Origin of the sequence: Pseudomonas sp. BW16M2 (assembly GCF_014268865.1) — a bacterium.
GTDB classification, from domain to species: domain Bacteria; phylum Pseudomonadota; class Gammaproteobacteria; order Pseudomonadales; family Pseudomonadaceae; genus Aquipseudomonas; species Aquipseudomonas peradeniyensis.
This window is the reverse complement of record NZ_JABWRI010000015.1, coordinates 14,657-39,919: the sequence shown is the minus strand read 5'-3', so window position 1 is coordinate 39,919 and position 25,263 is coordinate 14,657. Positions and strand designations below refer to the sequence as shown.

24 protein-coding genes are annotated in these 25,263 nt (G+C 64.0%); 10 read left to right on the top strand and 14 right to left on the bottom strand.

Features of this window, described 5'->3' with window-relative positions; genetic code table 11:
• Nucleotides 1-5: 5 nt before the first annotated feature.
• Both HU735_RS15230 and HU735_RS15225 read right to left on the bottom strand, forming a co-directional pair.
• On the bottom strand, nucleotides 6-1,223 hold the full coding sequence (locus tag HU735_RS15230) for a DUF3422 domain-containing protein (RefSeq protein ID WP_186714173.1): 1,218 nt from the start codon (nucleotides 1,221-1,223) through the stop codon (nucleotides 6-8).
• 256 nt (nucleotides 1,224-1,479) lie between these two features.
• Nucleotides 1,480-1,737 (bottom strand): hypothetical protein, encoded by a 258-nt coding sequence (locus HU735_RS15225; RefSeq protein WP_062572794.1) that lies wholly within the window; start codon nucleotides 1,735-1,737, stop codon nucleotides 1,480-1,482.
• A 489-nt stretch (nucleotides 1,738-2,226) separates the two neighbouring features.
• Here HU735_RS15225 and HU735_RS15220 point away from each other — a divergent pair, with 489 nt between their 5' ends.
• Both HU735_RS15220 and HU735_RS15215 read left to right on the top strand, forming a co-directional pair.
• Nucleotides 2,227-2,517 (top strand): DUF1778 domain-containing protein, encoded by a 291-nt coding sequence (locus HU735_RS15220; protein ID WP_186714172.1) that lies wholly within the window; start codon nucleotides 2,227-2,229, stop codon nucleotides 2,515-2,517.
• Complete coding sequence (locus HU735_RS15215; protein ID WP_230962643.1) at nucleotides 2,475-2,996, top strand: hypothetical protein; 522 nt, start codon at nucleotides 2,475-2,477, stop codon at nucleotides 2,994-2,996. Before HU735_RS15220 ends, HU735_RS15215 begins: the two co-directional genes overlap by 43 nt.
• A gap of 11 nt (nucleotides 2,997-3,007) precedes the next feature.
• On the opposite strand, the gene HU735_RS15210 is transcribed toward HU735_RS15215, so the two are convergent.
• From HU735_RS15210 to HU735_RS15195, 4 genes are all read right to left on the bottom strand, one after another.
• Entirely contained in the window at nucleotides 3,008-3,253 is a 246-nt protein-coding gene (locus HU735_RS15210; protein WP_186714171.1) for a DUF6429 family protein, read from the bottom strand.
• A 90-nt stretch (nucleotides 3,254-3,343) separates the two neighbouring features.
• Nucleotides 3,344-4,774, bottom strand: a complete 1,431-nt coding sequence (locus HU735_RS15205; protein WP_186714170.1) for an aldehyde dehydrogenase family protein — start codon at nucleotides 4,772-4,774, stop codon at nucleotides 3,344-3,346.
• Nucleotides 4,775-4,787: 13 nt separating this feature from the next.
• Nucleotides 4,788-6,287, bottom strand: a complete 1,500-nt coding sequence (locus HU735_RS15200) for a cytosine permease (protein ID WP_186714169.1) — start codon at nucleotides 6,285-6,287, stop codon at nucleotides 4,788-4,790.
• An 87-nt stretch (nucleotides 6,288-6,374) separates the two neighbouring features.
• Complete coding sequence (locus tag HU735_RS15195; RefSeq protein ID WP_186714168.1) at nucleotides 6,375-6,764, bottom strand: nuclear transport factor 2 family protein; 390 nt, start codon at nucleotides 6,762-6,764, stop codon at nucleotides 6,375-6,377.
• A gap of 220 nt (nucleotides 6,765-6,984) precedes the next feature.
• Between HU735_RS15195 and HU735_RS15190 the strand changes: the two genes are divergently transcribed.
• The 7 genes from HU735_RS15190 (at nucleotide 6,985) to HU735_RS15160 (ending at nucleotide 13,931) form a co-directional block, all read left to right on the top strand.
• Nucleotides 6,985-7,986, top strand: a complete 1,002-nt coding sequence (locus HU735_RS15190; RefSeq protein WP_186714167.1) for a Fic family protein — start codon at nucleotides 6,985-6,987, stop codon at nucleotides 7,984-7,986.
• 259 nt (nucleotides 7,987-8,245) lie between these two features.
• Entirely contained in the window at nucleotides 8,246-8,935 is a 690-nt protein-coding gene (locus HU735_RS15185) for a hydrolase (protein ID WP_186714166.1), read from the top strand.
• Nucleotides 8,936-8,971: 36 nt separating this feature from the next.
• The gene (gene ycaC, locus HU735_RS15180) at nucleotides 8,972-9,592 is read left to right on the top strand and encodes an isochorismate family cysteine hydrolase YcaC (RefSeq protein ID WP_186714165.1); all 621 of its coding nucleotides are present in this window, start codon (nucleotides 8,972-8,974) and stop codon (nucleotides 9,590-9,592) included.
• 67 nt (nucleotides 9,593-9,659) lie between these two features.
• Nucleotides 9,660-11,816, top strand: coding sequence for an FUSC family protein (locus HU735_RS15175; RefSeq protein ID WP_186714164.1), 2,157 nt, complete (start codon nucleotides 9,660-9,662; stop codon nucleotides 11,814-11,816).
• On the top strand, nucleotides 11,806-12,012 hold the full coding sequence (locus tag HU735_RS15170) for a DUF1656 domain-containing protein (protein ID WP_050703708.1): 207 nt from the start codon (nucleotides 11,806-11,808) through the stop codon (nucleotides 12,010-12,012). The genes HU735_RS15175 and HU735_RS15170 overlap by 11 nt, the downstream gene beginning before the upstream one ends.
• 9 nt (nucleotides 12,013-12,021) lie before the next feature.
• Nucleotides 12,022-12,966 (top strand): biotin/lipoyl-binding protein, encoded by a 945-nt coding sequence (locus HU735_RS15165; protein ID WP_186714229.1) that lies wholly within the window; start codon nucleotides 12,022-12,024, stop codon nucleotides 12,964-12,966.
• 38 nt (nucleotides 12,967-13,004) lie between these two features.
• Nucleotides 13,005-13,931, top strand: a complete 927-nt coding sequence (locus HU735_RS15160; RefSeq protein WP_186714163.1) for a LysR substrate-binding domain-containing protein — start codon at nucleotides 13,005-13,007, stop codon at nucleotides 13,929-13,931.
• On the opposite strand, the gene HU735_RS15155 is transcribed toward HU735_RS15160, so the two are convergent.
• A complete protein-coding gene (locus HU735_RS15155; RefSeq protein WP_186714162.1) occupies nucleotides 13,909-15,078 on the bottom strand; it encodes an MFS transporter in 1,170 nt (389 codons plus the stop codon). The two genes, HU735_RS15160 and HU735_RS15155, sit on opposite strands and share 23 nt — an antisense overlap.
• A 382-nt stretch (nucleotides 15,079-15,460) precedes the next feature.
• Between HU735_RS15155 and HU735_RS15150 the strand changes: the two genes are divergently transcribed.
• On the top strand, nucleotides 15,461-18,898 hold the full coding sequence (locus HU735_RS15150) for a hypothetical protein (RefSeq protein WP_186714161.1): 3,438 nt from the start codon (nucleotides 15,461-15,463) through the stop codon (nucleotides 18,896-18,898).
• A gap of 33 nt (nucleotides 18,899-18,931) precedes the next feature.
• On the opposite strand, the gene HU735_RS15145 is transcribed toward HU735_RS15150, so the two are convergent.
• From HU735_RS15145 to HU735_RS27395, 7 genes are all read right to left on the bottom strand, one after another.
• Nucleotides 18,932-19,228: a cupin domain-containing protein gene (locus HU735_RS15145; protein ID WP_186714160.1), complete on the bottom strand. Its 297-nt coding sequence runs from the start codon at nucleotides 19,226-19,228 to the stop codon at nucleotides 18,932-18,934.
• 198 nt (nucleotides 19,229-19,426) lie between these two features.
• Complete coding sequence (locus HU735_RS15140) at nucleotides 19,427-20,398, bottom strand: hypothetical protein (RefSeq protein ID WP_186714159.1); 972 nt, start codon at nucleotides 20,396-20,398, stop codon at nucleotides 19,427-19,429.
• On the bottom strand, nucleotides 20,371-21,075 hold the full coding sequence (locus HU735_RS15135) for a hypothetical protein (protein WP_186714158.1): 705 nt from the start codon (nucleotides 21,073-21,075) through the stop codon (nucleotides 20,371-20,373). Before HU735_RS15135 ends, HU735_RS15140 begins: the two co-directional genes overlap by 28 nt.
• Nucleotides 21,072-21,611 (bottom strand): DNA-binding protein, encoded by a 540-nt coding sequence (locus tag HU735_RS15130; RefSeq protein ID WP_186714157.1) that lies wholly within the window; start codon nucleotides 21,609-21,611, stop codon nucleotides 21,072-21,074. Before HU735_RS15130 ends, HU735_RS15135 begins: the two co-directional genes overlap by 4 nt.
• Nucleotides 21,608-22,531: a hypothetical protein gene (locus tag HU735_RS15125; protein WP_186714156.1), complete on the bottom strand. Its 924-nt coding sequence runs from the start codon at nucleotides 22,529-22,531 to the stop codon at nucleotides 21,608-21,610. Before HU735_RS15125 ends, HU735_RS15130 begins: the two co-directional genes overlap by 4 nt.
• On the bottom strand, nucleotides 22,528-23,238 hold the full coding sequence (locus HU735_RS15120; protein ID WP_186714155.1) for a hypothetical protein: 711 nt from the start codon (nucleotides 23,236-23,238) through the stop codon (nucleotides 22,528-22,530). The genes HU735_RS15125 and HU735_RS15120 overlap by 4 nt, the downstream gene beginning before the upstream one ends.
• Before the next feature lie 8 nt (nucleotides 23,239-23,246).
• Nucleotides 23,247-25,262 (bottom strand): phage tail protein, encoded by a 2,016-nt coding sequence (locus HU735_RS27395; RefSeq protein ID WP_186714154.1) that lies wholly within the window; start codon nucleotides 25,260-25,262, stop codon nucleotides 23,247-23,249.
• Between the last annotated feature and the right edge of the window lies 1 nt (nucleotide 25,263).

Here is a 25,263-nt window from a genome sequence, read left to right as displayed (position 1 = left end):
TGTTTTCAATGCTGCTTGGCCCGTCGGATCCTCATCAGGATTACCAGCAGCACCAACCCCGCCACCGGTGCCATGCCCAGCATCGCCTCCCGCGCCGTCAATCCCGCCCCCAGCACATTCAACCCGCCATACAGCAGCTTGAACAGGTTCAGCAGGTAATAGGTGATGGCAATGATCGACAAGCCTTCCACCGCGCGCTGGATCTTCACCTGGGCATCGGCCCGGGCATTGAGGCTGCGCAGGATCTCGGCGTTCTGCTCCTCCATCTCCACCTGCACCCGCGCCTGCAGCAGGTCGCCCAGGTTGGCGACGTTCTTCGCCAGCTGCTCCAGTCGCTGCTCGGTAGCAACGCAGTAGCGCAGGGTCGGCTTGAAGCGTCGCTCGATGAACACCCCCAGGCGCTGGCAGTCGGCGACATGGCTCTCACGCAGCTCGCCCAGGCGTTCGAACACCAGTTGCGCATAGGCCTGGCTGGCGCCGAAGCGGTGGCGGGTCTGCACCGTGCGGTCGACCACCTGGCGCGACAGGTGGGCGATGGCTTCGAGCAGGGCCTTGGAGTCGTGGGCCGCGCTACTGGCGCCGCGTTCGGAAAGGCTCATCAGGGTGGCGTCGAAGTCGTCCAGCTCCTGGCTCAGGGCCTTGGCCGTGTCCAGGGTCAGCGAGGCCATCATGCGGTAGGTCTCGATCTCCAGCAGGCGGCGGATCATGCGGCCCTGGCGATAGGCGTTGAGCCGGCGGTTGATGAACAGCAAGCGGTTGGTGCCGTCCTCGGTCAGGCGGAAATCGCTCCACACCACCGCATCGCCACCGCCGACGCTGGAGCCGCAGGGGTCCTTGAAGCCATAACGGGCGAGGTCCAGGTCCTTCTCGTCGCGTACCAGCACCTGCACGGCGTTGATCACCTGCGCCGCCTGTGGGGCGATGGCCTCGGCGAGCACGGCGGGCAGGGGTTGCCAGTCGCTGTCGTGGGTCGTGCAGGGCACCACCAGGGTCAGGGTGAAGAATTCGGTGTGGCGTTCCCACTTGAACGGGTGGCCGTCCAGCCGGGTGATGCCCTGGGCCGCATGGGTGTCGGGGGCCTCGGGGCAGCAGCGTTGCAGCAGGGCCTGGCAGGCGTTGGCGTCGCCGAGCACGGCAAGGTGGTAGACATGCGCCGGGTCGTCGAAATACAGCGACGGGCGGGCGTGCAGTTCGTTGTGCAGGGCGGTGCGAAGAGGATGCATGGGTGGGCTGGCCTGGTGTTGTGATTGTGGGGCTACCAGGAGGTGTGACTTCGCAGGGCGGGGCAAAAGTCACGGGGTGCCGGGGCCGCGGGTTCGGGAATTACACCTGCCTGTGTAGGAGCGGCCTTGTGTCGCGAAAGGGCCGCAAAGCGGCCCCGGCGATCTTTGCCCAGCGCTGATATCTGGGGCCGCTTCGCTGCCCTTTCGCGACACAAGGCCGCTCCTACAGGGATCGTGCAGGGCTGGTCTCCTGGCGTCAGCCGCAAGAGCAGCGGTTCAGCGCATGTTCCGCCAACGCCCGCCCCATCTGCACGTTGTGCGCGGCGTTCACCAGCATTCCCAGCCCGGGTTCGCCGGCCAGGGCGCAGCAGTACTCGTCGATGGTGTCTTCGATACCACGCATCAGCTGGATGGCGTGAAGCAGCGCCTCGGTGGTGGGCATATCGTCGTTGATGGTGAAGAAGGGGCGGTTGAGCGGTTTGGCAGGAGGTGGATCAGGAACGATCTTTTTCATGGGAAGCACTCATTTCGATTGGAAAGGTGCCGCCTCCAGATCCCTCTCACAGGATGAGGGTGGCAGCCGTACGCGGGGTGAGAGACCGGTCGAAATGAGCAAATGCCGGCCAGGCCTGGGCCTGCCCGCGCACAGCCGCCATGGCAGTGCTGCGTGCTTCATTTCGACGGTGGCAGGCTCTCACCCCTGGTCGCCGGTAAGACGACCTAGGGAAGTTAGTCCTGCTGTTGGTCCTCGACAATTCAGACGCGTCGGCAGCGTGCGTAGGATAGTTCCCAAGTCCACTCGAGCTGAAGCAACTGGTTTCAATCTCGGAATGTTCTGACGTGCAAGCCAAAGGGAACAAGGTCAATCTAAGCGTGACATGAGCAATCTGGACGTAACGCAAATTGATATCTGGCTATACATTTGCGTTACGCAAGAGTAGTCTTTGTCTGGTCGACATCCTTCGTCGATTCAGTGCCCCGTGGAATGGGCTGGGAGTCACCAATGAGCGATTTACAGATCAAGGATCGGAGCAAGGCCGTACCGCTGAACATGCGGGTGGCCGAGCATCGCAGAGACCTCATCGATGCCGCCGTGGAGATTGTGGGCGGTGACCGCACCAGCTTCGTTATCGATGCGGCTTGCCGACGCGCTGAGGAAGTACTGATGGAGCGCCGGTTGTTCCTGCTTGATGACGAAGCCTTCGATCAATTCACCCAGGCGCTTGAAGACAACCCCATCAGGAGCAATGAATGCGTGAAGAAGCTGTTGGTAAGGCCGAAGCGCTGGAGCTGAGCGCTCCGCAGAAGCTCGAAGCGTTTCATGAGCTAGGTCAGTTCGACTGTGGAGAGGCGTCGATCAATGGCTACCTTCGAGAAAAGGCTTACAAGGCGCAGATAGCGAAGCACGCAGTGGTGTATGTCACCTGCTTCAAGGGCACGTCAGTTGTGGCCGGTTACTACACGCTATCGACGGGATCTGTGGCGCGGGCCCATGGTTCTTCTGCAAGCGTGCGACGCAATGCTCCAAATGACTTGCCGGTGGTGGTGCTGGGGCGAATGGGGGTAACTCTGAGAGCTGCTGGGCAAGGGGTCGCCACCGACCTTTTGCAGGATGCTGTCGAGAGAGCTCTGGTGGCATCCGAGATCGTCGGATGTGTTGCAATGATCGTGCATCCACTTGATGCGCGTCTGGAGCGTTTCTATGCCAACGCTGCGGGGTTCACATCCTGTCCACAGCTGTCACCAAAGACGATGATGCTTGCTCTGCGGTGACAGCTGCTGATCTATGTCCGATCACTTTTTTCAGGTTTCGTGAATAGCTGATCGGCAATCATCCGGCCACGCTCCATTCCTTCCGGAGTAAGCCAGACTGACTTTGCTTTACCCCAAGGCTTGGTGATGAACGCCTTCTCGTGCAGTTTGTTCATCACCTGAAAATCAAAGCCCTTCCAGGCATTGCCGTTGTTGAAGCTGAACGTCGCCAGCAGGGCCAGTACGGCATCCTCGATGAGTTGATCGTCATATTCCATGGAATCACTCCTCTTGCAGACTCACTATCAGCGTAAAGCAAAAGGCCCTTGCCGTTCGAGCCGGCAAGGGCCTTTTCGTCATTGTAGCTGTCAGCCCAAACACCGCGTCACATGCTTCACCGACTGATACCCCGAAAGCCCCCAAGGCCCAAGCTCTCGCCCAATCCCGCTGCCCTTGGTCCCGCCCCACGAGGTCTCGACAAATACAGCCTGCACCGAGTTGATCCACACATGCCCGACCTCCAGCGCGTCGGCCACGCGCTCGGCGCGCTCCAGGTCGGCGGAGCAGACGGTGGCCACCAGCCCGAAGCGGCTGTCGTTGGCTTGGGCGATGGCCTCGGCCTCGTTGCCGAAGCGCCGCGCGCACAACACCGGGCCGAAGATCTCCTCGCTCCACAGGCGGCTGCTCACCGGCACATCCACGTACAGCGTCGGGCTGACGAACCAGCCGTCGCGGTCCAGCGCCTTGCCGCCGGCCAGGCATTTCAGGCCCTCTTCGCGGGCGGTGGCGAAATAGCCGGCGACCTTGAGCCACTGCGCCTGGCTGGTCAGCGGCCCCATGTCCACTTCTTCCGCCAGCGGGTTGCCCACCCGCAAGGCTTCCAGCGCGGCCTGCAAGCGCGGCAGCAGGGCATCGGCGATGCCGTCCTGCACCAGCAGGCGCGAGGTGGCCGAGCACATCTGTCCGGCGTTCCAGGTGATGCCGGCGACGATCCACTCCACCGCCTGGTCGACATCGCAATCATCGAACACCACGATGGCCGACTTGCCGCCCAGCTCCAGCGTCACCGGCCGGCACTGGGCCGCGGCGGCGCGCATCACCTGGCTGCCGACGCCGTTGCTGCCGGTGAACGACAGTTTGTCCAGGCCGTTATGGCCACTCAGGGCGGCGCCGGTCTCGGCCTTGCCGCCCACGATGTTCAGCACGCCGGCCGGCAGGCCCAGCACTTCGGCGATCTGGCCGTAGGCCTGCTCGATCAGCGGGGTGACCTCGGAAGGCTTGAGCACCACCGTGCAGCCGGCCGCCAGGGCCGGGGCGAGCTTCCAGGCGCTGGTCACCAGCGGGAAGTTCCACGGCACGATCAGGCCGACCACGCCCACCGGCTCCAGGCGGGTGCGGGCGGTGAAGCCCGGCGCGGCCAGGGGCACGTCGCGGTTCTTCGCCGGCAGTTGCTCGGCGAGGTCGGCGTAGTAGGCGAAGGTGGCGATGGCGTCGTCCAGGTCGATTTCGGCCTCGTGGCGCGGCTTGCCGTTGTTGCGCATCTGCAGGGCGATCAGCTCGTCGCGGCGCTGGCCCAGTTGTTCGGCGAAGCCGCGCAGGTAGGTGGCGCGCTCGGCGGCGCTGACCGTTTTCCACGATGCCAGGGCGCGACGCGCGGCGGCCACGGCCTGGTCGACCTGGGCGCTGCTGGCGGCCATCAGTTCGGCGAACGGTTGGCCGTCGGACGGGTTGTGCACAACGATGCAGTCGCTGCCCTGGCCTTCGACCCAGCGGCCGTCGATGTAGTGAGGTGTGGTCATGGTCGGATTCCAGTCAGGCCATTTCGGCAGTGGTCACAGGCTTTACGGGCGTGCTTTTGCAACGCACCCAGCGCGGGCCTTGTGGGCCGTACACGCCAGCGGGTTCAGGGAACAGGTTGAGCAGGAGCAGGTACAGCACGGCGGCGATGCCGAGGGTCACCGGCAGGCTCAGGTCGATACCGCCGGCCAGCTCGCCCAGCGGGCCGACGAACTGCCCCGGCAGGTTGACGAAGCACAGGCCGATGGCCGCGCTGGGGATCCACGCACCCATGCCGCGCCAGTTCCAGCCATGGTCGAACCAGTAGTGGCCGCCCTGCTGGCCACGGGTGAACACCTGCAGGTCGTCGGCGTGGTAGAAGCCGCGGCGGGTGATCAGGCCGAGGATCATGATCACCATCCAGGGGCTTGTGCAGGTGATGATCAGCACGGCGAAGGTCGACACGCTCTGCACCAGGTTGAAGGTGAAGCGGCCGACGAAGATGAAGCCGATGGCCAGCACGCCGATCAGCAGGGTGGCGGCGGCGCGGCTGAGCAGGCGCGGGAACACGCTGGACATGTCCAGGCCGGTGCCGTACAGCGCCGTGGTGCCGGTGGACATGCCGCCGATTACCGCGATCAGGCACACCGGCAGGAAGAACCAGCCCGGCGAGATCGCCAGCAGGCCGCCGACGTAGTTGTTGGCGGCGATGTAGTCCGGTGCCTGGCTGGCCACCAGGGTGGCGGTGCACAGGCCGAACAGGAACGGGATCAACGTGGCGGCCTGGGCGAGGATCACTGCCAGCATGATGCGCGACTTGGCGGTTTCGCGCGGAATATAGCGCGACCAGTCGCCAAGGAAGGCGCCGAACGACACCGGGTTGCTCATGGCCAGGATCGCCGCGCCGACGAACGCCGCCCAGAAGCCGGCCTGGCCGAGGTTGACGCTGCCGGCGTAGCCCGCGTCGAAGGGCCCGGCGAAGGCGAAGATGCCCAGCAGGAACAGCAGGCTCGAGGCCCACACCGCGATCTTGTTGACCCACAGCATGAAGCGAAAACCAAAGATGCACACCACCAGCACCAGCACCGCGAACAGGCCGTAGGCCAGGCCCAGGGTGAGGTCGGTTTCCGGCAGGCCGACCAGGCGCTTGGCGCCGCCGACCAGGGCATCGCCCGAGCTCCACACCGACAGCGAGAAGAACGCCGCGGCGGTCAGCAGCGACAGGAACGAGCCGACGATGCGCCCGTGCACGCCGAAGTGGGCGCCGGACGATACCGCGTTGTTGGTGCCGTTGAGCGCGCCGAACAGGCCCATCGGCGCAAGGATCAGCGCGCCGACGCCGACGCCGAGCAGGATCGCCCAGACGCCGGCCTGGAACGACAGCCCGAACAGCACCGGGAAGCTGCCCAGCACAGCGGTGGCGAAGGTGTTGGCGCCGCCGAAGATCAGGCGGAACAGGTCCAGCGGGGCGGCGTCGCGTTGATCGTCGGGGATCTGTTCGACGCCATTGGTCTCGATACCGGTCGAGTGGCTCATGGTGATGCTCCAGCGCGAATGTTGTCGGCCGTCGGACGGCCTTGTTGTGGGTGCGATGGCAGTGCGGCAGGGCCGCTTGAAAGGGGATCAGGCCGGCGAGATGACCGACAGGTGCTCGTGACAGGCCAGCCAGCGTTCACCGTGCAGGCGGAAGACGATGGTTTCGCGCTCGTTCAGGTCGAGGGTTTCGCCAGCGACGCGCAGGCGCGTGGCCACATCGTGCATGAAGATCGCCACGTCGCCCTGCAGGCTCACCTGTGCGTTGCTCGATTCACAGCCGAGCACGGCGAATCCGTCCGCCTGCCAGCTCGCCAAGAGATCTTCATAGGCGCGGCGTGACAGCAGCGGTTGCGGCACGGTGTGGAAAAGGAAGGTGGCGTCTTCGCTGAAGCAGGCGAAGTAGCGGGCGGTGTCGTTGCTGGCGAAGGCGGCGACGAGGTCGGCGGCGGCCTGCCGTACCTGGAGTGTCTGGTCCACGGGAGTGGCCTCACGGTTTATTGTGATTGTTGGTGAAGCGATTCTGGTGGGGGCGGGCGGGGGGAAAAATCGCTATGGGCAAATAATCAGTTCAGGAAATCGTGAACCAATGGGGTGCTGTGCTTTACCCGGGTGTTGCCACTGGCTAAGGTGTTGGCAGCCTTGACGTCATCAAGCTTCACGATCATTCCCACGCTTTCAGACCCGATGGACATTCTCCATGAGCCAGTATCTGCCGCCACTGACCGTGACACCGCGCATGCTGGCGCTGGTTGCCGATATCAGCGAGCAGGTGGGGGCACTTACGGCCAATCGGGAAGTGGCGCTTACCCCGCAACTGCGGCGGGGCAACCGCATTCGTACCATCCAGGCCTCGCTGGCGATCGAGAACAATACCCTGAGCGTCGAACAGGTCACTGCGGTTCTGGAAGGGAAGCGGGTACTCGGCCTGCCGCGTGAAATCCAGGAGGTGCGCAATGCCTTTGCCACCTATGAAGCGATGAGCGGCTGGCTACCCGAGCGTCAGGCTGATCTGCTGGCTGCCCACAAGCTGCTGATGATGGGGTTGATCGACGACGCCGGTCAGTTTCGCCAAGGAGGTGTCGGCATCTATCGCGGCCAGCGCCTGTTGCACATGGCACCGCCTGCCAGTCGCTTGCAGCCGCTGATGCATGACCTGCTGCGTTGGCTGGGCGCCAGTGACTGGCACTCGTTGATCAGCAGCTGCGTCTTTCACTACGAATTCGAGTTCATCCATCCTTTTGCCGATGGCAACGGGCGAATGGGGCGTCTGTGGCAGACGCTGATACTGAGCCGCTGGCGCCCGGTACTCGCCTACCTGCCGGTGGAGTCGGTGATCTGTGCCCAGCAGGAGGCGTACTACGGTGCCTTGGCGGCTGCGGATCAGGCTGGCGAGGCCACGCCCTTTGTCGAGTTCATGCTCCAGGCACTGCGAAAGGCGTTGGCCGAGGCCAGCGAGACCGACCAAGTAACCGACCAAGTAACCGACCAAGTAACCGACCAAGTAGCGCGATTGCTGGAGGTTCTGAAACCAGGTGTCGCGCTGCGCGCCAATGAACTGATGGAGCGTCTCGCGTTATCTCATCGGCATACCTTCAGAGCGAACTACCTCAAACCAGCGCTGGCGGCCGGTCTGATCGAAATGACCGATCCGGCAGCTCCGCGCAGTCCGATGCAGCAATATCGTCGTACCTCACGATAACGGTGCCCGCCTCATTGTTCTCCAGATGGAACTCTGAGGGTTCACCCATGGGCCTACCGGCCCGCGCCTCTCCTCTCTACCGTTAGCCCTGTCGCCCGCTTGGCCCCAGGCCGCACGGGCATCTCCCACGGCCCGCCGACTGACGGTCGCTTCGTTCAGCCTGCGTTGCCTACTCTCATAGTCCCCACTGTGGATGTGTGGGGCGCGGCCCGACCGCGGCGGCCAGGATGGCCTGTTCTCACACCAAGAGGAGAGAACGATGAGCAATTTCTCGCAAGTCGCCAACTTCGAAGGCCAGGTGCCACGCATCGACCCTGACAACGCCACCATGCTGCTGATCGACCACCAGAGCGGCCTGTTCCAGACGGTCAAGGACATGCCCATGACCGAGCTGCGGGCCAATGCCATCACCCTGGCCAAGGTCGCCAGCCTGGCGAAGATCCCGGTCATCACCACCGCCTCGGTACCCCAGGGCCCCAACGGCCCGCTGATCCCGGAAATCCACGAGGCCGCGCCACATGCGCAATACGTGGCCCGCAAGGGTGAGATCAACGCCTGGGACAACCCCGAGTTCGTCGCCGCGGTGAAGGCCACCGGCCGCAAGCAGCTGATCATCGCCGGCACCATCACCAGCGTGTGCATGGCTTTTCCCAGCATCAGCGCGGTGGCCGCCGGCTACCAGGTGTTCGCTGTCATCGACGCGTCAGGCACCTACTCCAAGATGGCCCAGGAAGTGACCCTGGCGCGGGTGGTCCAGGCCGGCGTGGTGCCGATGGACACCGCCGCCGTCTGCTCCGAGGTGCAGCGCACCTGGAACCGTCCGGACGCCGCCCAGTGGGCCGAGGCCTACAGCGCGGTGTTCCCGCACTATCAACTGCTGATCGAGAGCTACGCCAAGGCCCAGGCCGTCGTCACCGGTCACGAGCAACTGGACTCGCAACGCAACTGAACCTGGCTGTTTCCCATCCAAGCAAGGAGATCCACCATGGCATTCCAATACAAGCGTCTGGACAAGAACAACGCCGCGGTACTACTGGTCGATCACCAGACCGGGCTGCTGTCGCTGGTGCGTGACATCGACCCGGACCGGTTCAAGAACAACGTGCTGGCGCTGGCCGACCTGGCCCAGTACTTCAAGCTGCCGACCATCCTCACCACCAGCTTCGAGACCGGCCCCAACGGCCCGCTGGTGCCCGAGCTCAAGGAGCAGTTCCCCGAGGCGCCCTACATCGCCCGCCCCGGCAACATCAACGCCTGGGACAACGAGGACTTCGTCAAGGCGGTGAAAGCCACTGGCAAGAAACAGCTGATCATCGCCGGCGTGGTCACCGAGGTGTGCGTGGCCTTCCCGGCGCTGTCGGCGCTGGAGGAGGGCTTCGATGTGTTCGTGGTCACCGACGCCTCCGGCACCTTCAACGAGCTGACCCGCGACTCGGCCTGGCGTCGCATGGAGGCCGCCGGCGCGCAGTTGATGACCTGGTTCGGCGTGGCCTGCGAGCTGCACCGTGACTGGCGCAACGACATCGAAGGATTGGGCACGTTGTTCTCCAACCACATTCCCGACTACCGTAACCTGATGACCAGCTACAGCAAGCTGGCCAAGTGACGGTGTGTCCGGGCCCCGGTGGCGGGGCCCCGGGCCCGGGCCCGTCCTGTCGGTTACGAGGTAATGGATGGCTCCACTGATTGCCTATTTCAGGCTTGCCCTGCGCCCCGGGCGCGATGTGCTGCTGTTCGCGCTGCGTACGGTGGTGGCGGGCCTGCTGTGTCTCTACCTGGCGTTCGTGTTCGACCTGGAACAACCGAAATGGGCGCTGATGACGGTGATCATCATCAGCCTGCCGCTGGCCGGCATGACCCTCAAGCGCAGCCTCGCGCAGGTGCTCGGCACCGTGGTCGGCGCGGCGGTGGCCGTGCTGCTGATGGCGTTGTTCGCGCAGATGCCGTACACCCTGCTGGTCAGCCTGGCGCTGTGGCTGGGGCTGTGCACCGCCGGTGGCACCTTGCTGCGCTATACCGATTCCCATGCCTTCGTGCTCAGCGGTTTTACCGCGGTGGTGGTGGCCATGCTGGCCGTACCCGAGCCCGAGGGCACCTTCATGCTGGCCGTTACACGGGTTACCGAGACCTTGCTGGCGGTGGCCTGCGTGGCCGTGGTCAGCCTGCTGAGCGCCCGTCCGCAGGCCGTGGCCAACAGCTATTTCGCCAAAGTCGACAGCCTGCTGAAACTGATCGCCCAGCATGCCGCCGAGGTGATCCGCACCGAAGAGGACGAGGCCGCATTCGGTCAGCGTCAGGCCCGGTTGATCGCCGAGGTCAGCGCGCTGGAAGGGTTGCGTCGGCACCTGTACTTCGATGCCCCGCACCTGCGCAGCGGCGATGGGCTGGTGCAACTGTTCGCCAACCAGCTGGTGCTGCTGGTTTCGCGACTGCTGGTGCTGCGTCAGCAGCGTGAGCTGATCAAGGCGCACTGGCAGGGGCCGCTGCCCGCGGATATCCAGCTGCTGCGCGACGCCGAACTGGCGAGCCTGGATGCGCTGGCGCGTGACGGTATGGCGCTCTCGGCAGCGGACCGCGAGGCCCTGCGCACCCTGCACAAGGGGTTCGATGACGCCGCCGACCGTGCGGAATTTCTCAATGAGCCACTGCCCCCGCACCTGCGCGCCCTGGCCTGGGCCTTGCGCTGGGAGCAGGCGCGCCTGCTGCAGCAACTGGACGAGCTGATCGAGCTGAACGAGGCCATCCAGCAGGGCCGTCTGGCCAGTTGTCCCCAGCAGCAGGGGCGCGCCAGCGCCTTGCACCTGGACTGGCCGCTGGCGGCGATGAACGCCGTGCGCGCCTGCCTGGCCCTGTTGCTGATCGGCGGGTTGTGGATCGAGAGCGCCTGGGATGGCGCGCGTTCGGCGGTGATCCTGATGGGCGTGATGTGCTCGCTGATGGCGACCTTGCCCCGACCGCTGCTGGCCAGCCAGAACTACAACCGCGGGCTGTTGGTGGGCATGGGCTTGTCCGCGCTCTATCAGTTCGCCCTGCTGCCGCTGTTCACCGACTTCGAGATGCTTGCCCTGTGCCTGGCACCGTTGCTGTACCTGGCGGCGGTCGGCCTGGCCAACCCGATGACCGCGGGGATCGGCATGGGCATCGGCCTGATCAGCCTGTTGATGATCGGGCCACAGAATGTCGGGGCCTATCACAACAGCGATATCCAGTGGTTCGAGTTCGCCGGTGGCTACCTGGTGGCCGGGGTGCTGGCGATGGCCGTGTTTGCGCTGGTCTTTCCGTTCAATGCGCAGAAACGCATCGCCCGATTGTTTCGCCAGACCCGTGAGGATGTGCGCCGCCAGGTGCTCGGGAACGGTTCGCTGGCCGGGCAGTTCGCCTTCGAGAGCCTGCTGCTTGATCGCCTGTCGGCGCTGATCGGTCTGTTGCCGGCTGCTGCGGACATGACCTCGCGCGAGCGTGTCGAGTGTGCGCTGGTATGCCCGGCGCTGGCCATCGCCCTGGGCCAGGCGCGCGCCTTGTGCAACAGTGACCTGGCGTTGCCGGCGGCGACCCGGACACGCTTGCGGGAAAGCCTGCAGGGCGTCGCCGACTTCGTCGGTGGCCAGGGCGCGGTGGCGCTCGATCCGCTGTTGCGGGAACTGGACGATCAGGCGCAGTTGCTCGATGCCCTGCATGGCGCGCCAGGGCAGATGGGGCGTGACGCCTTGCGCCGACTGTTCATCCTGCGGGTGGCGCTGGCGGTGGCCGGGCAGTTGCTGGCGCGTTATCGCCAGGTGCTGGAAGCTGAACGATCGCGGCTGTTGCCGGAGGTGGCCAATGCCCATTGATTTCGAGGTGGGCGGGGTCTACCTGCCGCCCATCGCCCAGGCGCTGCTGCTGGCGCTGCCGTTGTTTCTGCTGGTCGATGCCTTGTTGCGCCGGGTGGGCGTGCTGGCATTCGTCTGGCATCCGGCGCTGTTCCAGGGTGCCTTGTACACCGCGATTTGCGCGGCCCTGTTGTTGTGGATGGGAGTGAGCAGGTAGATGTCGTCGATCAAGCCGCTGTTGTCGCGCAGCCTGACCCTGGTCATGCTGGCCGTTGCCATCGTGCTGGGCTGGCTGGCCTGGACCCACTATACCCAGGCGCCCTGGACCCGCGACGCACGGGTGCGGGCCGATGTGGTCACCCTGGCGGCGGAGGTCAGTGGCCGAATCGTCGCCCTGCCGGTGCGGGACAATCAGTTCGTGCACAAGGGCGACCTGCTGTTGCGCATCGACCCGGCGCGCTATGAACTGGCCGTGCTGCATGCGAGGCGCGCGGTCGAGGTGGCACGGGCAGCCCTGGGGCAGTCGCAGGCGAACATCGTCGCCAACCAGGCGTTGCTCAAGCAGCGGCGCAGCGAGGAACAGCGTCGCGGCAAGCTGCAGTCACTGTCGGCCATTTCCGCCGAGGAGTGGGAAAAGTCCAAGACTGATGTGGCTGTGGCCCAGGCCGACCTGCTGCGCGAGCAGTCCAGCCTCGGCCTGGCGCAAGCCAATGTGCAACTGGCCGAAGCCACGCTGGAACAGGCGCAACTTGACCTGCAGCGCACCGAAGTGCTGGCGCCGGTCAACGGTCATGTCACCAACCTGCTGACCCGTCAGGGCGACTTCGCGCAACCGGGCGCCGCGTTGCTGGCGTTGGTGGACAGCGATTCGTTCCATGTCAGTGGCTACTTCGAGGAGACCAAGCTGCCGCGCATCGCCGTCGGCAGCCGGGCGCGCATCGTGCTGATGAATGGCCAGGTGTTGCAGGGCACGGTGGAGAGCATCGCCTACGCCATCACCGACCGTGAGAACCAGCCGGGCAACCGCCTGCTGGCCAACGTCAACCCGAACTACACCTGGGTCAAGCTGGCCCAGCGCGTGCCGGTACGCTTGCGCCTGGAACCGCAGGATGCCGAGGCGCCTGCTTTGCGGGCCGGGACCACCGCCACTGTGACGATCCTCGAAGAATGACGGATGATGCAGCAGTGAGCCGTGGACGAGTGTTGCCGATGTTCGACCTGAACGACCTTTATCTCTATGCCAAGGTGGTGGAGCACGGCGGCTTCGCGCCCGCCGGGCGCATCCTTGGCCTGCCCAAGTCACGCCTCAGCCGGCGCGTGGCCAAGCTCGAGGAGCGCCTCGGCGTGCGCCTGATCCAGCGCTCCACGCGGCAGTTCCAGGTGACTGAGGTGGGGCTGGAGTATTACCGCCATTGCCTGGGCATGCTCGAACAGGCCGTCGCCGCCGAGGATGCGGTCGAACGCAACCGCGCCGAGCCCCGCGGCATCGTGCGCCTGGCCAGCAGCACCGCGTTGCTCGATTCGCGCCTGGCGCCGATGCTGGCGAGCTTCATGGCGCAATGCCCGGTGGTCGAACTGCTGGTCAAGAGCTACAACCGCCGGGTGGATGTGATCGGCGAGGGCTTTGACCTGGTGCTGAGCGTGCAGCACCAGCCACTGGAAAGCAGCGAGCTGGTGATGCGTCGCCTGGCCCCGAGCCGGCAGTGCCTGGTGGCCGCGCCGGGCCTGTTGGCCGAACACGGGCGCCCGCTGTCGCCGGAAGGGCTCCAGGTTCTGCCGAGCTTGAACTGGGGCGCCAACGTGCAGGACGCCTCCTGGATGCTGGTCGGGCCCGCAGGCGCCGAGGCTGCCGTGCGCCATCGCCCCCGCGTGGTGTCGGACGACCTCGCGGTGCTGCGCGAGGCCGCCCTGGCCGGGGTGGGCGCGGTGTTGCTGCCCGAGGAGGCGGTGCGCGACGACCTTGCCGCCGGGCGATTGGTGCATGTCCTCGACAACTGGGCGCCACGGGAAGGGGAGGTGGTGGCGTTGTTCCCTTCCCGTCGCGGGTTGATGCCCGCGGTGCGCAAGCTGATCGACTACCTGGCCGATGCCTTCGAGCAGGAGCAGCAGGCCGCTACGCCGGTTCGCGCTCGCTGAAACCAGGCTCTGCGGGTGGGCGGGCCGACCAGAACGCCAGGCCTGCCGCCAACGCGGTCAGCGCGGCGCCGGCCCAGGGGGTGGCCGCCAGCGTCGCCCCGGTGATCACCACGCCGCCAATAGCCGAACCAAGCCCTACACCGAGGTGCATGGCCGACATGTTCAGGCTCATGCCCGCCGGGAAGGTGTCCGGGCCACGGGTCGCCAGGTAGCTCTGCACTACGGGCGAGGTGGTCCAGCTCAGCCCTCCCCAGAGCATCATCGCCGGCAGGAACAGCCAGGGCGTGCCGACGCTCAGGGGCAGTACCAGCAGGCTGGCGAGATAGAGCATTGGCGCCAGGGCGATGGATCGACCGGCGCCGAGCCGGTCCGCCATCCAGCCGCCGACATAGCCGCCCGAGACGCCGGCGATACCGAAGATGGCGAACAGGGCCGCCAGCCATTGCACGGGGATGTCGGCGACTTGGCGGGCATAAGGCGCCAGGTAGGCGAACACCGTGAAGTGCCCGGCGATCATCAACAGCGACACACCCTGGGCGGCCACCAGGCGACTGTCGCGCAGATGGCGCAGGTAGCTGCCCAGGGCGATGCGTTCGCTGCTCTGCAGTTGCGGCAGCCCGCGCCAGGCCATCAGCAGCACCACTATCGCCAGCAGGCTCAGGCCAGCGAACACCCCGCGCCAGCCCAGGACGTCGCATAGCAGCATTCCGGCGGGCACGCCCAGCACGAGTGAACTGCAGATGCCCATGAAGATCACGCCGATGGCACGGCCACGCAGGGCTTCGGGCACCAGGCGCGTGGCCATCAGGGTGCAGGTCAGGCAGGTGAGGGCGCTGGTCGTGGCCATGCCGATGCGGGCGAGCAGCAGCGCAGCATAGCCCGGCGCCAGGGCCGCAGCGAGGTTGCACAAGGCGAACAGGGCCAGGGTGATGCAGAGCAGTCGGCGCAACGGGAAACGGGTGGTCAGCAGGGGAGAGAAGGGGGCGGCGAGGGCGAAGCTCAGGGAGAAGACCGTGGTCAGTTGCCCGGCGACCCCGAGCGGGACCTGCAGGCCATCGGCCAGGGCCGGCAGGATGCCGACCGTGATGTTTTCCGCCATGCCCGTGGCGAATGTCGCCAGGGCCAGCAGCCAGATACGCGGGCTCATGTGTTGCCTCCGATAAACGGGCCGGCCAAGGTCCGGACCCATTTGTCCCGACGGTTGACCGGCAGTGGTCAGGTCCATCGGGTTTCGAGGCAGTGCTTCGGTTATCCCGGTTCAAGCATTGGGGAGTGTAGCGAGTTGTGTGCCGGTCATAAAGTCTCTGCCGGTATCGCAACGTCGTGGTGATCGGGTGTAGGTCAACGCCTGAGAAGAGTCGCTGCAAGGTCTTTGGCGGAGCGCAATGGTCCTTGATGGACATATGCCCTGCAGGCAGGACAGTTGTATATAGTGCCGAGTTTGCTTGCCAGCTCGCGCCGGGCGGGGCTGCATGCCATGTCATGGCTGATTGGCATGAGCAAGTTGATCGAAGGAGAAGAGGTAGGCAGTGGATGATCGCAATGTTCGTACTTTGAGTGGGCAAATTGCCCCGTTCTCATCGTTTCAAAAGCAGGCCTGTCTTGTTCTGCTTGGTGACCCGGGGGCAGGGAAGAGCCACCTGTTCCAGACGACTGCCCGCCGCTTGGGAGGACAGTACCTGTCGGTACGCCAGTTTCTGGCGCTCAATCCAGCCAAGATCGTTTCGGGCACCATATTGTTCATCGATGCGTTGGACGAGTACCGCTGCCATTATGGAGACATGCCCGCGATCGACAAGCTTGTCGAGAGGATCGGCCTGCTCGAGCAATGCTTGATACGCCTTTCCTGCCGCAGTGCTGATTGGTTGGGAAAGTCTGATATCAATGTGCTTTCGACGTGCTATTGCGAAGAAGAGATAACTGTACTTCGCTTGCAGCCACTGGGCGAGGACGAGCAGCTTGAAGTGGCCAGGCAGTGCAATGTTGATGATCCGGTGGCTTTTCTGCAGCAAGCCAGTAGCCATGGCTTCGACGAAGGGCTGGGGAATCCGCTGACATTACGCCTGCTGGCTGAGGTGGCCAACAACGCTCGATGGCCAAAAACACGGACGGCACTTTTCGAACACGCCTGCGCGATTTTATTGAACGAGCACAATGAGGAGCATTTGCTCGGCAAGTTGAGTGAGCTGTCTGATGAACAACTGTTGTTGGCTGCCGGTGGTCTCTGCGCATTGCAGTTGTTGGCTGATATCGATGGGGTCAGTGCCCACGAGATACGGGAACCGCGACTCCCGTTGATAAAAAATCTGCCACTGTGCAGTGAGCTGTCTATACGAGCTGCTTTGCGCAGCCGTGTGTTCTTGGCTGATCACGACTCTGGGGCGTTTCATCAAAGCCATAAGGTCATTGCCGAATTCCTGGCTGCGCGCTATCTGGCGAAGTTGTTCTTCAATGGCGTGCCACTCACCCGGCTGCGACAGTTACTGGGGCCCGAGGGGCAGCCTGTTTCCCATTTGCGTGGTGTGCATGCCTGGTTGTGCAATTTCCTTCCAGCCCATGTTCAACTGTTTATCGACCAGGATCCCTACGGCGTTCTCAGTTATGGCGATGCGGCGTCGTTCTCTTCGCAGAGCAAACAGCAGCTTTTCGCCGCGCTGGCTCAGCTGGCGGTAATAGACCCTGGATTTCGAGGCTATGATCGCTCGACTCAAGCGTTGGTCGGGGTCGCCGAGCCTTCATTGGCGTCATGCTTCGAAGTGCTCATGGCCGATTCGTCGACGCCGTACACCCTGCGTCTGCTCGTGCTGGATACTTTGCGAGTTGGCTGTCCGATGCCTGATCTGTGCAATGTCCTATACGAGCTGATGATCAGTAGTGACAGGAGATTGGATGAGCGTTTCTACGCGCTCGAAGCGTTACTGAAAATCGGAGCGAGCGGCGTGGCTGCAATGCGCGAGGCGATGCAGGTGTTATCCCGTGAGCGTCGAGGCACGCGACTGCGTGCGCAAATCCTGCGTCGTGCCCCAATGATTGGATGGAAAGCCGAAGACATTCTTGAGCTTTATGGCCATTCGTTGACGGAAGAAGGGCAGCAGTCCTCGAGTCTGAGGCTCTGGCAGCTTCATGAATTGATCAGCAGTGAAGACATTCCCGCAGTCCTTGATGGGGGTGTGATGCTTCTTGAAAAAACCGCGAATAAAGAAGCGACGGATGAACTGGTAGACTTCATGATGTTGTTGATTATCCGTTATGTTGAAACTGCCCCTGATCTGTGTGAACGCCGACTGTTTGCCTGGTTAAACCACGTGAATGCGATGTCTGTCTGGCTCAGCCCAGCACAATGTAAAGCCTTGCGCAATGCCATGATTTCGCGAGAAGGCTCAGATCCTGTGTGGCAGGGAATACGAGACCGTGCCGCCAGTTTCGAGGGTTTGGAGGATTTTCCGTTCGCTGTACCTACAGCTGAGGCGATTACCGAACCGGTAGTGGACGAGGAGTATTTGAGTTCCCAGGAGGATATGAATCTGCAAAGGCTGGATGGGCTCATGGCGAAAATGGAACTCCTGCTTGAGCAGGGACTAATGCCTGAGGCGCTCGATCCAGCTGTTTTGGAGATGATGATCTTCAGATTGATGGCACAGGGGGGCTTGGGTGAGCGCCCATGGTTCAAGGCGTTTCGTGAGCGACAGTATGATGTTTACATCGAGTGTATGGCATATCGCCTTTTTTGTGATTTTGCCGAGGGCTTGACCTCGGGGGCGAAGGTGCTTGAGTTAGCAAAGGACATCCCCCATTCAGACAAGCTCGACGTTGTCACAAGGCTGATGCCGTCGGTCGTATCCTTGGGTGGCAATTTGTTTTATCGCATGGTTCGTCCTTATTACCGAGAGCTTGATAGTCCGTCGTTGTGGACGTCTATGTGGGCGATGCTCTGTGACGGGTTGCAGGGGCGAAACAAGACACTGCTGATTGCCTTGGGGCTGTTGATGTCGTTCGAGCGTTTCACGCCGGCGTTGAAAGGCTTGAATGATCAGGAACGGAACGAAGTGGTCTGGATCTTACGTGACCTGAGTGGTCTGGCACGTGGATTTGCGGGGCCAATGAACCTGACTACCCAGCAGTTTTTTGCTTTTTGTCGATTGGTTGCCCAGCAATACCCCGCTCAGGTGGAGTCGGCGACATTCTCACCTATCAATACCCGGGCCGAAGATGCCAGTTACTTCATGGCAAGTCTGATCGGGCATGTGGCATTGAAAAATTGCCCCGATGCGAAAACTGGCCTGCTTGCGTTGCAGTTGGACTCCAGGTTTGCTCGGTGGCAAGACAATATCAAGCATGCCCTGGCAATTCATGCCGCGCGGCAGCGTGACTCGCACCACATTCGCAGGGGCTGGAAGGATATAGTCTGTCTTTTTGAGGGCGGGGTAACCGAGGATATTGCCAGCCTGCAACTTCTGGTCATGGAGGAACTGATCGATGTCGCAGACAGCTTGAGGGGCAATCTGGACCTCCATAAGCTCTTTTGGAATGAAGTCGATGGAAAAATCGATTCCCCAAAGTGGGAGGAAAGCTGTCGGGACGTCTTGTTGAGTTTCCTACGTCCTCGCCTGGAGCCACGGGGATTCTCTGCCGAGCCGGAAGCGCATATGTATGATGACAAGCGCGTCGATATCGCCGTCCAAAAAGGATCCACCAAGCTGGTCGTCGAGTTGAAACGCAGCTTGCATGCCGATCTCTGGAAGGCCATAGAGAACCAGTTGAAAGCGCTTTACACCTGCGATCCAGGGGCCCAAGGCTATGGGATATACGGTGTGTTCTGGTTTGGTATGCAGGGAGTGAAAGCGGGGCCGGACGGTCGAGTGCCAGGCAATGCCAAGGAGATGCTGGAGCAACTCGAGTCCACTCTGGAAACGTCCGATCGCGCACGCATCAAAATCTTTGTGCTTGATGTTTCCGGCGCCAAATAGAGTCCGGGTCTCGATGAGCCCGGCTCCACTTTCTTACTTTAATTCGGTCTCGATGAAGATGATCTCGTGGTCGCTGGCATTGACCACGTTGTGTTCCACGCCGGCCTTGCGGAAGTAGCTCTGGCCTGCCACCAGGGGCGCGTGTTTGTCACCCTCCGGGGTTTCCAGCAACAAGGTGCCGTCGGTCATCGGCACTACCACGTAATCGAGGCCGTGGCGATGCCGGCCGGTCTCGGCGCCGGGGGCGAAGCGCCATTCGGTGACGATCACTTCGTCGGTATTCACCTGCACGGTGGGGACTGCCTTGGGGCGTTGAGTCTGCTGCGTCATGGAGTAGGCCTGTTCACGGAAAAGCGTCCAGCCTGGGCTGCTTGCGCGGTGGGTTAAATCCAAGTCTTCTGGCAGTCAGTCGTGCGAACACTCAACTTTTTGCGCCCCAAACGCAACGCGGGGCCAGCCCGCCCCCACAGGCTCAAGGCTGAACCTGTGGGAGCGGGCTGGCCCCGCGAATGCGAAATGCCCTGAAGATCACAGCGTGATCGGCTTCAACTTGAGTCCCAGGGCCTGGGCCCGCACCGCCGCGCCGCTGAAGGCCGCCGCATTGCCAGGTGGTGGCGTGGGCCCGTGCACGTGCCCGGCCAGTTCGGTGTTCATCTCCTGGACCAGATCGAGCAAGTCGCAGAGCACCTGCAGCACGTTCACCGCTTCGGAGCCCAGCCAGGTCTTCGGCGCCTGCAGGCGCTGGCTGATCTTCACCACGCTATGGCGCAGGCCCTCGATCCGTTCCTGGACGTCGCCGCCGATCGCAGTGTTGAGCTTCTGCCCCACCGCCAGGTTCAGGTCGCGCCCGGTGGCTTGGTGCAAGTCATCGAGGGCAGCCAGGCTGGCGGAGCCGCCGGACAGCAGCTTGAGCGCGCCGAGGGCCTCGATCTTCTTCACCCCACCAACGGTCTCGGTCGAGTGGTCGTCCACCGTCCGGGCATGGCTCTGGAACTGCTCGGTGTTGGCCAGCGCCTCGACCTCGCGCTCGATCGCCTTGTCGCGGATCCGGCCATCGGTCTGACGCAGCCAGTTGCCGTCGGCGTCGGCGCGCTGCTGGCAGGCCTCGCTGTGCTGCCACACCAGGTCGCCCTTCGGCACCTTGGGCAGGCTCAGCCCATGGGGCAGGATCTGCTGGATGAACGGCTTGTGCGGCAGCCCGTAGGCGAACGACAGCACCACAGTGGTGCCCTCCTCGGGGAAGCCGAACATGCCGCGCTCCTGGCCGCCCATGGGCGCCGGCAGCGGCAGGCTGGTGAACACCGGCAACGCCGGGTCGGGCTCGCCGTCCGGCAGCAGCACCTGGACATCGACGCCGAAGCGCGGGCGGAAATCGTCGCACAGCCCGGGCGCCGTCGGCGCATCGGGCACCGCGACCACGCGGCCGAAGCGCGGCAGGTGATAGCCGCCGGTGATTTCGGGGAACTGGCGCGCTACGGCGCGGCGGATTGCGTCTTCCATCGTATGGCCATCTGGCTGTCGGCCAGCGCGACATGGGTCACGCGTTCGCCGTGGTTGATCGGTGCGCCCGGACGCAGCCCCGGCAGGGCCGCAATCGTGGCGCTCTGGTTGCCCTGGTAGTTGTCGAACAGCTCCATGGGCAGTTGCAGCGCGGGGCGCGCGCCGAAGTAGCTGTCGGCCCAGCTGCCCACGTATACCTCGCCATTGCCCTGCTGCTGCCAGATGAAGTCAGGGATGTCGAAGACCTGGGCCAGGCTTTCCATGGCCTGGAAGCCGGCGGCCAGGCTGTAGAAGAACGGCGCGCGCACCGACGCGTAGGGCCGCTCGGGCACGCGAAAGCGCAGGCCGGTCTGCTGGCCGATCTGGTCGAGCACGCCGCGCAGGTCGACGTGGCGCAGGTTCATCGGCAGCGGCCTGGCCAGGATCGCCGCCAGTTCACGGCAGAACAGCAATTGCTGCCTGGCATTGGCGCTGGTACAGCGCTCGACGTAGCCGATGAAATGCCGCTGCAGCGGGCTGTCGTTGTAGCCGATGTCGAGGGTGACCAGGCCCTTGAGGGGCGCCTCGGCCTGGACGATGAAGGTCGCCCGCCCCGGGGTGCGCAGTTCCAGGCGTACGTCCGCCCTGACCAGGTCGTAACGCTCGCCGCCGACATTGAGTACCTGATGCAGCTTCATGACTTCTCTCCCAGCCAGTCATCCACTTTTTTCAGCAGGCGCTCGAAGCTGGTCAGCTCTGGGTCCTTCTCCTCTTCCTCCTCTTTCGCGCCCACCGCCGCCCCTGGAGCGGCCTGGGCCTTGACGCGTTTTTGGGCGCGGCGCTTCTCGACCTTTTCTGGGTTTGAGGTTTTCTCGGCCAGGCCGAACTGCACCCGCCAGCAGGCCAGCGAGTCGTCCTCCCGGGCGTTGACGTTCTCGGCGAAGCGCACCTGGCGGATGCCGAAGGCCTCGGCGGTGTCGTTGACGATGCGGTAGGTCTTGAGCTGGCCGCCGCTCTCGGTGGCTTCGGCCAGGCGCATCAGGCTGCGCAGCCAGGCGCCGTTGACGTAGGGGATGGTCAGGGTGACCGTGAGGGTCTTGGGCTTGAAGCCCTTGTGCGCGGTGTCGGTGTTGCTGGTCTGGCCGGACAGGTCCTCGGCTTCGATGCGCAGGTTGCCGGTGACTTTCAGGGTCTTGCCTTCGACGGGCTGGCCGTCCAACAGTAGCAGTGTCATAAACCCACCATTTCACGAACGAAGCTCAGGCCCTTGGCTGAGCCGACCAGGATCACGCCGGCGCTCATCACCCATTCATGCCCCGGAGCATCGCCTTCGAGCAGCATGCGGCGCAGTTGTGTGTTGTTGCCCGGACCCAGTAGGCGGGTGCGTACCGAGCTGTCGGCCTGGCCGCCTTCCAGCAGCTGGCGCAGGTCGGCCAGACGCTGGTCGCGGACCTGCTGCTGGTTGGCCTTGCGCGCCGCCAGCCCGGCCAGGTCGCTCATGGGCGAGCTGTCGGCGGCGTAGCTTTCCAGCACCGCGATCTGCCCGGCCAGCGACTGCTGGGCCGCCTTCAGCACCGTGCAGCGCTCCAGCGGCAAGGCTTCCCAGCGCGGCAGGGCGGTGGCCTGGGGAATCTGCCATTTTTCGGTTTCGAGCCGGGCCAGGTGTTCCGCACGGCGTTGCGCGCGCACCAGTTCGGGGATCGGCATCAGGGTGTTGAAGCGGGCCAGGCCGGCGGCCAGCTGGTCGTGGCGGGTGCCCAGGAACAGCAGGCACAGCGCGTGCTGCTCGCCCTGGGGGCTGCCGTTGTCGGTGGCGTCGGTCAGCTTGTTGGCCAGTTGCTGCAGCAGGTTCGGCGCGGACAGGAAGCGCTGGTAGCCACGCCCCTGGCCGATACCGCTCTGGAAGGGCGTCACCACCAGGCACCTGGGTACCTCGCCTAGTTGTTCGGCCAGGGCCTGGCGCCCGGCCTCGATCGCGCCCTTGGCCGCGGCGCCGACCGGGCCGGGGTTGGTGCTGGCCAGTCCCTGCAGGCCACTCAGGCGCTGGGCGGTACTGGCCAGCTCGCTGCCGGCCAGGGCCTTGGCGGCGTCGAGCTGGCCCATCCAGCGGGTCGCCTCGGTGGGCCAGCGCAAGGTGACGGGCGACCAGCTCATGCCGGCACCGTCCACTGGATGGCGCGCAGCGTGCCGAGTTTCTTGTCCTGCAGCGCCTTCGCCGCGTCACGCTTGAGTTGGTCGGCGTGTTGCAGGGCCGACTGTTTGAACAGGACCAGGTCCTTGTTAACTTGCAGCAACTGGTCGCGGGTATGGGCCAGGAACTGGCGCACGCCATCGCTGCCGGTGCAGGGGTAGGCGCTGTCCAGGCCGCTGAACACCAGGCCGGTCAGGTTGACCTGGTCCTCCAGCGAACTGCTGTAGCGGTGTGCCTCGCCCAGGGCCGACGAATCGAAGCCGGCCTCGATGTACTGCGCGCAGCCGGTGTTGATCTCGCCCAACTTCTGCTGGTGGACCTTGGCCAGCACGGCGGTGGTGTCGTCCACCCATTCGCCGTTCTTCCACACCTGGTCCGGGCCGGGCTTTTTCACCGTGTAACCCGAGGGAACCGGCCCCATGCCGGTGATGGTCAGGGCCTCGGCGGTGGTGATGCTGTAGACCACCAGGCCGTCGTAGTAGTCCACCAGGGACCAGGCCTGGCCGTTCCAGTGGGCGGCCTTGTGTTCGGGGATCGACGGCGGGGCTGTTTCCACGCAGCCGCCGGGGATCAGGTACACGCCGGGCTCCAGCGGCGACTCGTCCGCTTCGGTGATGCCAGAGAACAAGCCCAGCGGGGATGTCTGGTAGACCGTTTTCGTCTTTGCCATCGGGCACCTCAGTATTTGATGTAGTAGTACAGGGCCATGTTCACAGGGCGCGCCTCGGCCCCGCCGGAGGGGTTTACCGTTACCGGGTGGGTGTGAGCGCCGTCGCCGACGATGTTCAGGGTATGGCTATGGTCGCCGGCGGGTTGGATACGGTTGGTGGCGGCCGAATTGACGCCGGCGTAATGCATGGCAGCGCCGATTCCAGGGATATCCTGGGTGGTCGGCGTATTCACGTAGTTGAAGGCGTGGATATGGCTACCCGCAACCGACGTGGTGCTCCCGCCGTGGGCGTGCCAGCCGGCGCTGCCGGTAGACGCGGAGTGGGCGTGGTACTGGTTCTGACTGCTTTGGAACGTTCCCAGAACCCGGCCTGCATCAAGGTCTCGTCCATTGTCGACATCTCGAATGAACAGGCCACGCGTATCAGGCAGGGTGAAAGTCGTGGATCCGTCGGCAGCCCCGTAGTAATCACCGATCGCTGCAAAGAGCGCTGCATAGGCCGTGCGACTGACAGCTGCACCGTTGCAGCGAAGGCAATTGGGTGGCGGGATGTTGCTGAACGACTGGATCAATGTGCCGGCGGGAACGATGTCCTGAGGCTTGAGGTTGCCGGTGTGATAGAGCACAGAGCCGTTCCAGGCGATCGCGCCTTGGGCGTTCATCGCCAGATCACCCGCTACCTGGCCTCCCCAGTGGAAGCCAAGACGGGGAGCGTACTCCCAGTTCAGATTGGAGTTGTGAACCAGCCCCACCTCACGGATTTCAAGGGCAGCATGTATGTAGTTCGTACTCGGCGTATCTGAGTAGAATCGGGGCAGCTGGTTGCTGTATCCGGTGCGCAGCGCATCGGTAATGCCATATCCCAGGAGCGTGGTTGGTTTACCGCTGGTGATCTTGTTCCAGTCCAGGTTCGGAATGTCGATCGGCTGCAGTGCCTCGCTGCCAATGACTTGTCCTTTTCCGTTGATGACTACTTTGGGATAAGTCCCAGGCACCACGCCGATGTCCGCAAGCGTGGCCTGGATCGCCACGTTCCTGGAGCCGTCGAAGTCCACGCGCCCGACGACATCGCCCTGCAACGCGATCTGACGCGCTTCGGCCAGCTGGCGCGCCTTGCCGGCGGAGGTGACACCGTTCTCGAGGTCCGCAACCGACTTGCGGCTGGCGAAGTGGTCCACCAGCGGGCCGGCGATGGGGGCGGACTTGCGCTTGTCGGCGATGACTCCGGCGCTGGTGATGTCTGCCAGCTGGATGCAGTAGACCCAGCCGTCAGGCGTGACGGAATCCTGCTGGTCGGGCATGTACACCACCTTCCAGCTGGGGATCACATCGTTCTGCTCGCGGCGCCAGGTGATGTGCATCCATACCTGGGTCGCGCCTTGCGGCGGGCTCAGCGGCACGGCCTTGGGCAGTTCCAGGCGCATGCCTTCCAGGTAGGCGATGCCGGCTGCCAGCTGGTAGTTGTCACCCACCTTCTGGAACTGCAAACCGTCGCCGAAGAAGCACGCTCGCCCATACACGTCGCGGTTGCTCAGGCGCTCGCGCTCGTCGATGCCTTTCAGGCGCACGGTAAAATCGTGCTGCCAGGTGCTGGCATCGATGGTGATGCCGGTCAGTTCCTGGGCGCCGCTGTACTCCACCAGGATGTTGCGGGTGACGTTGTTGCCGATCTGCAGCGGCGGGATGTTGCGCCGTTTCTGCTGCAGCGGCAGGTAGGCCACGGCGAACAGCACGCCCTCGGCGCTTTCCAGGCCCATCCAGTTCCAGTCGAAGTCGCCGATGTCGCTGCCCAGCATCGAGCTGTAGACGACCTGGTTGGGGTTCACGTAGCCGCAGTTGCCTGCCGGGATGTCGTAGCTGTGCACGATCTGGCTGGCCGGCGGCTTGGTAGCGGCGCGGTCGATTGGCGTGTTCGGATCGAGCCCGGGCACATTGGCGTAGATGAAGCGGGTGATCTGCAGGACTTCTTTGGCCCCCTGCTTCTGGGCGATCAGGCTTTCGCCCGCGAAAGTGATTCTGGCCACG

Bases quoted from the DNA above. Each gene is read 5' to 3' on its own strand.
- HU735_RS15155 (WP_186714162.1), bottom strand. From the start codon at position 15,078: ATGAGCCCGCGTATCTGGCTGCTGGCCCTGGCGACATTCGCCACGGGC.
- HU735_RS15170 (WP_050703708.1), top strand. From the start codon at position 11,806: ATGCCCATTGATTTCGAGGTGGGCGGGGTCTACCTGCCGCCCATCGCC.
- HU735_RS15210 (WP_186714171.1), bottom strand. From the start codon at position 3,253: ATGGAATATGACGATCAACTCATCGAGGATGCCGTACTGGCCCTGCTG.
- HU735_RS15205 (WP_186714170.1), bottom strand. From the start codon at position 4,774: ATGACCACACCTCACTACATCGACGGCCGCTGGGTCGAAGGCCAGGGC.
- HU735_RS15130 (WP_186714157.1), bottom strand. From the start codon at position 21,611: ATGACACTGCTACTGTTGGACGGCCAGCCCGTCGAAGGCAAGACCCTG.
- HU735_RS15190 (WP_186714167.1), top strand. From the start codon at position 6,985: ATGAGCCAGTATCTGCCGCCACTGACCGTGACACCGCGCATGCTGGCG.
- HU735_RS15160 (WP_186714163.1), top strand. From the start codon at position 13,005: ATGTTCGACCTGAACGACCTTTATCTCTATGCCAAGGTGGTGGAGCAC.
- HU735_RS15215 (WP_230962643.1), top strand. From the start codon at position 2,475: ATGCGTGAAGAAGCTGTTGGTAAGGCCGAAGCGCTGGAGCTGAGCGCT.
- HU735_RS15220 (WP_186714172.1), top strand. From the start codon at position 2,227: ATGAGCGATTTACAGATCAAGGATCGGAGCAAGGCCGTACCGCTGAAC.
- HU735_RS15225 (WP_062572794.1), bottom strand. From the start codon at position 1,737: ATGAAAAAGATCGTTCCTGATCCACCTCCTGCCAAACCGCTCAACCGC.
- ycaC (WP_186714165.1), top strand. From the start codon at position 8,972: ATGGCATTCCAATACAAGCGTCTGGACAAGAACAACGCCGCGGTACTA.
- HU735_RS15125 (WP_186714156.1), bottom strand. From the start codon at position 22,531: ATGAGCTGGTCGCCCGTCACCTTGCGCTGGCCCACCGAGGCGACCCGC.
- HU735_RS15175 (WP_186714164.1), top strand. From the start codon at position 9,660: ATGGCTCCACTGATTGCCTATTTCAGGCTTGCCCTGCGCCCCGGGCGC.
- HU735_RS15200 (WP_186714169.1), bottom strand. From the start codon at position 6,287: ATGAGCCACTCGACCGGTATCGAGACCAATGGCGTCGAACAGATCCCC.
- HU735_RS15120 (WP_186714155.1), bottom strand. From the start codon at position 23,238: ATGGCAAAGACGAAAACGGTCTACCAGACATCCCCGCTGGGCTTGTTC.
- HU735_RS15230 (WP_186714173.1), bottom strand. From the start codon at position 1,223: ATGCATCCTCTTCGCACCGCCCTGCACAACGAACTGCACGCCCGCCCG.
- HU735_RS15140 (WP_186714159.1), bottom strand. From the start codon at position 20,398: ATGGAAGACGCAATCCGCCGCGCCGTAGCGCGCCAGTTCCCCGAAATC.
- HU735_RS15145 (WP_186714160.1), bottom strand. From the start codon at position 19,228: ATGACGCAGCAGACTCAACGCCCCAAGGCAGTCCCCACCGTGCAGGTG.
- HU735_RS15185 (WP_186714166.1), top strand. From the start codon at position 8,246: ATGAGCAATTTCTCGCAAGTCGCCAACTTCGAAGGCCAGGTGCCACGC.
- HU735_RS15135 (WP_186714158.1), bottom strand. From the start codon at position 21,075: ATGAAGCTGCATCAGGTACTCAATGTCGGCGGCGAGCGTTACGACCTG.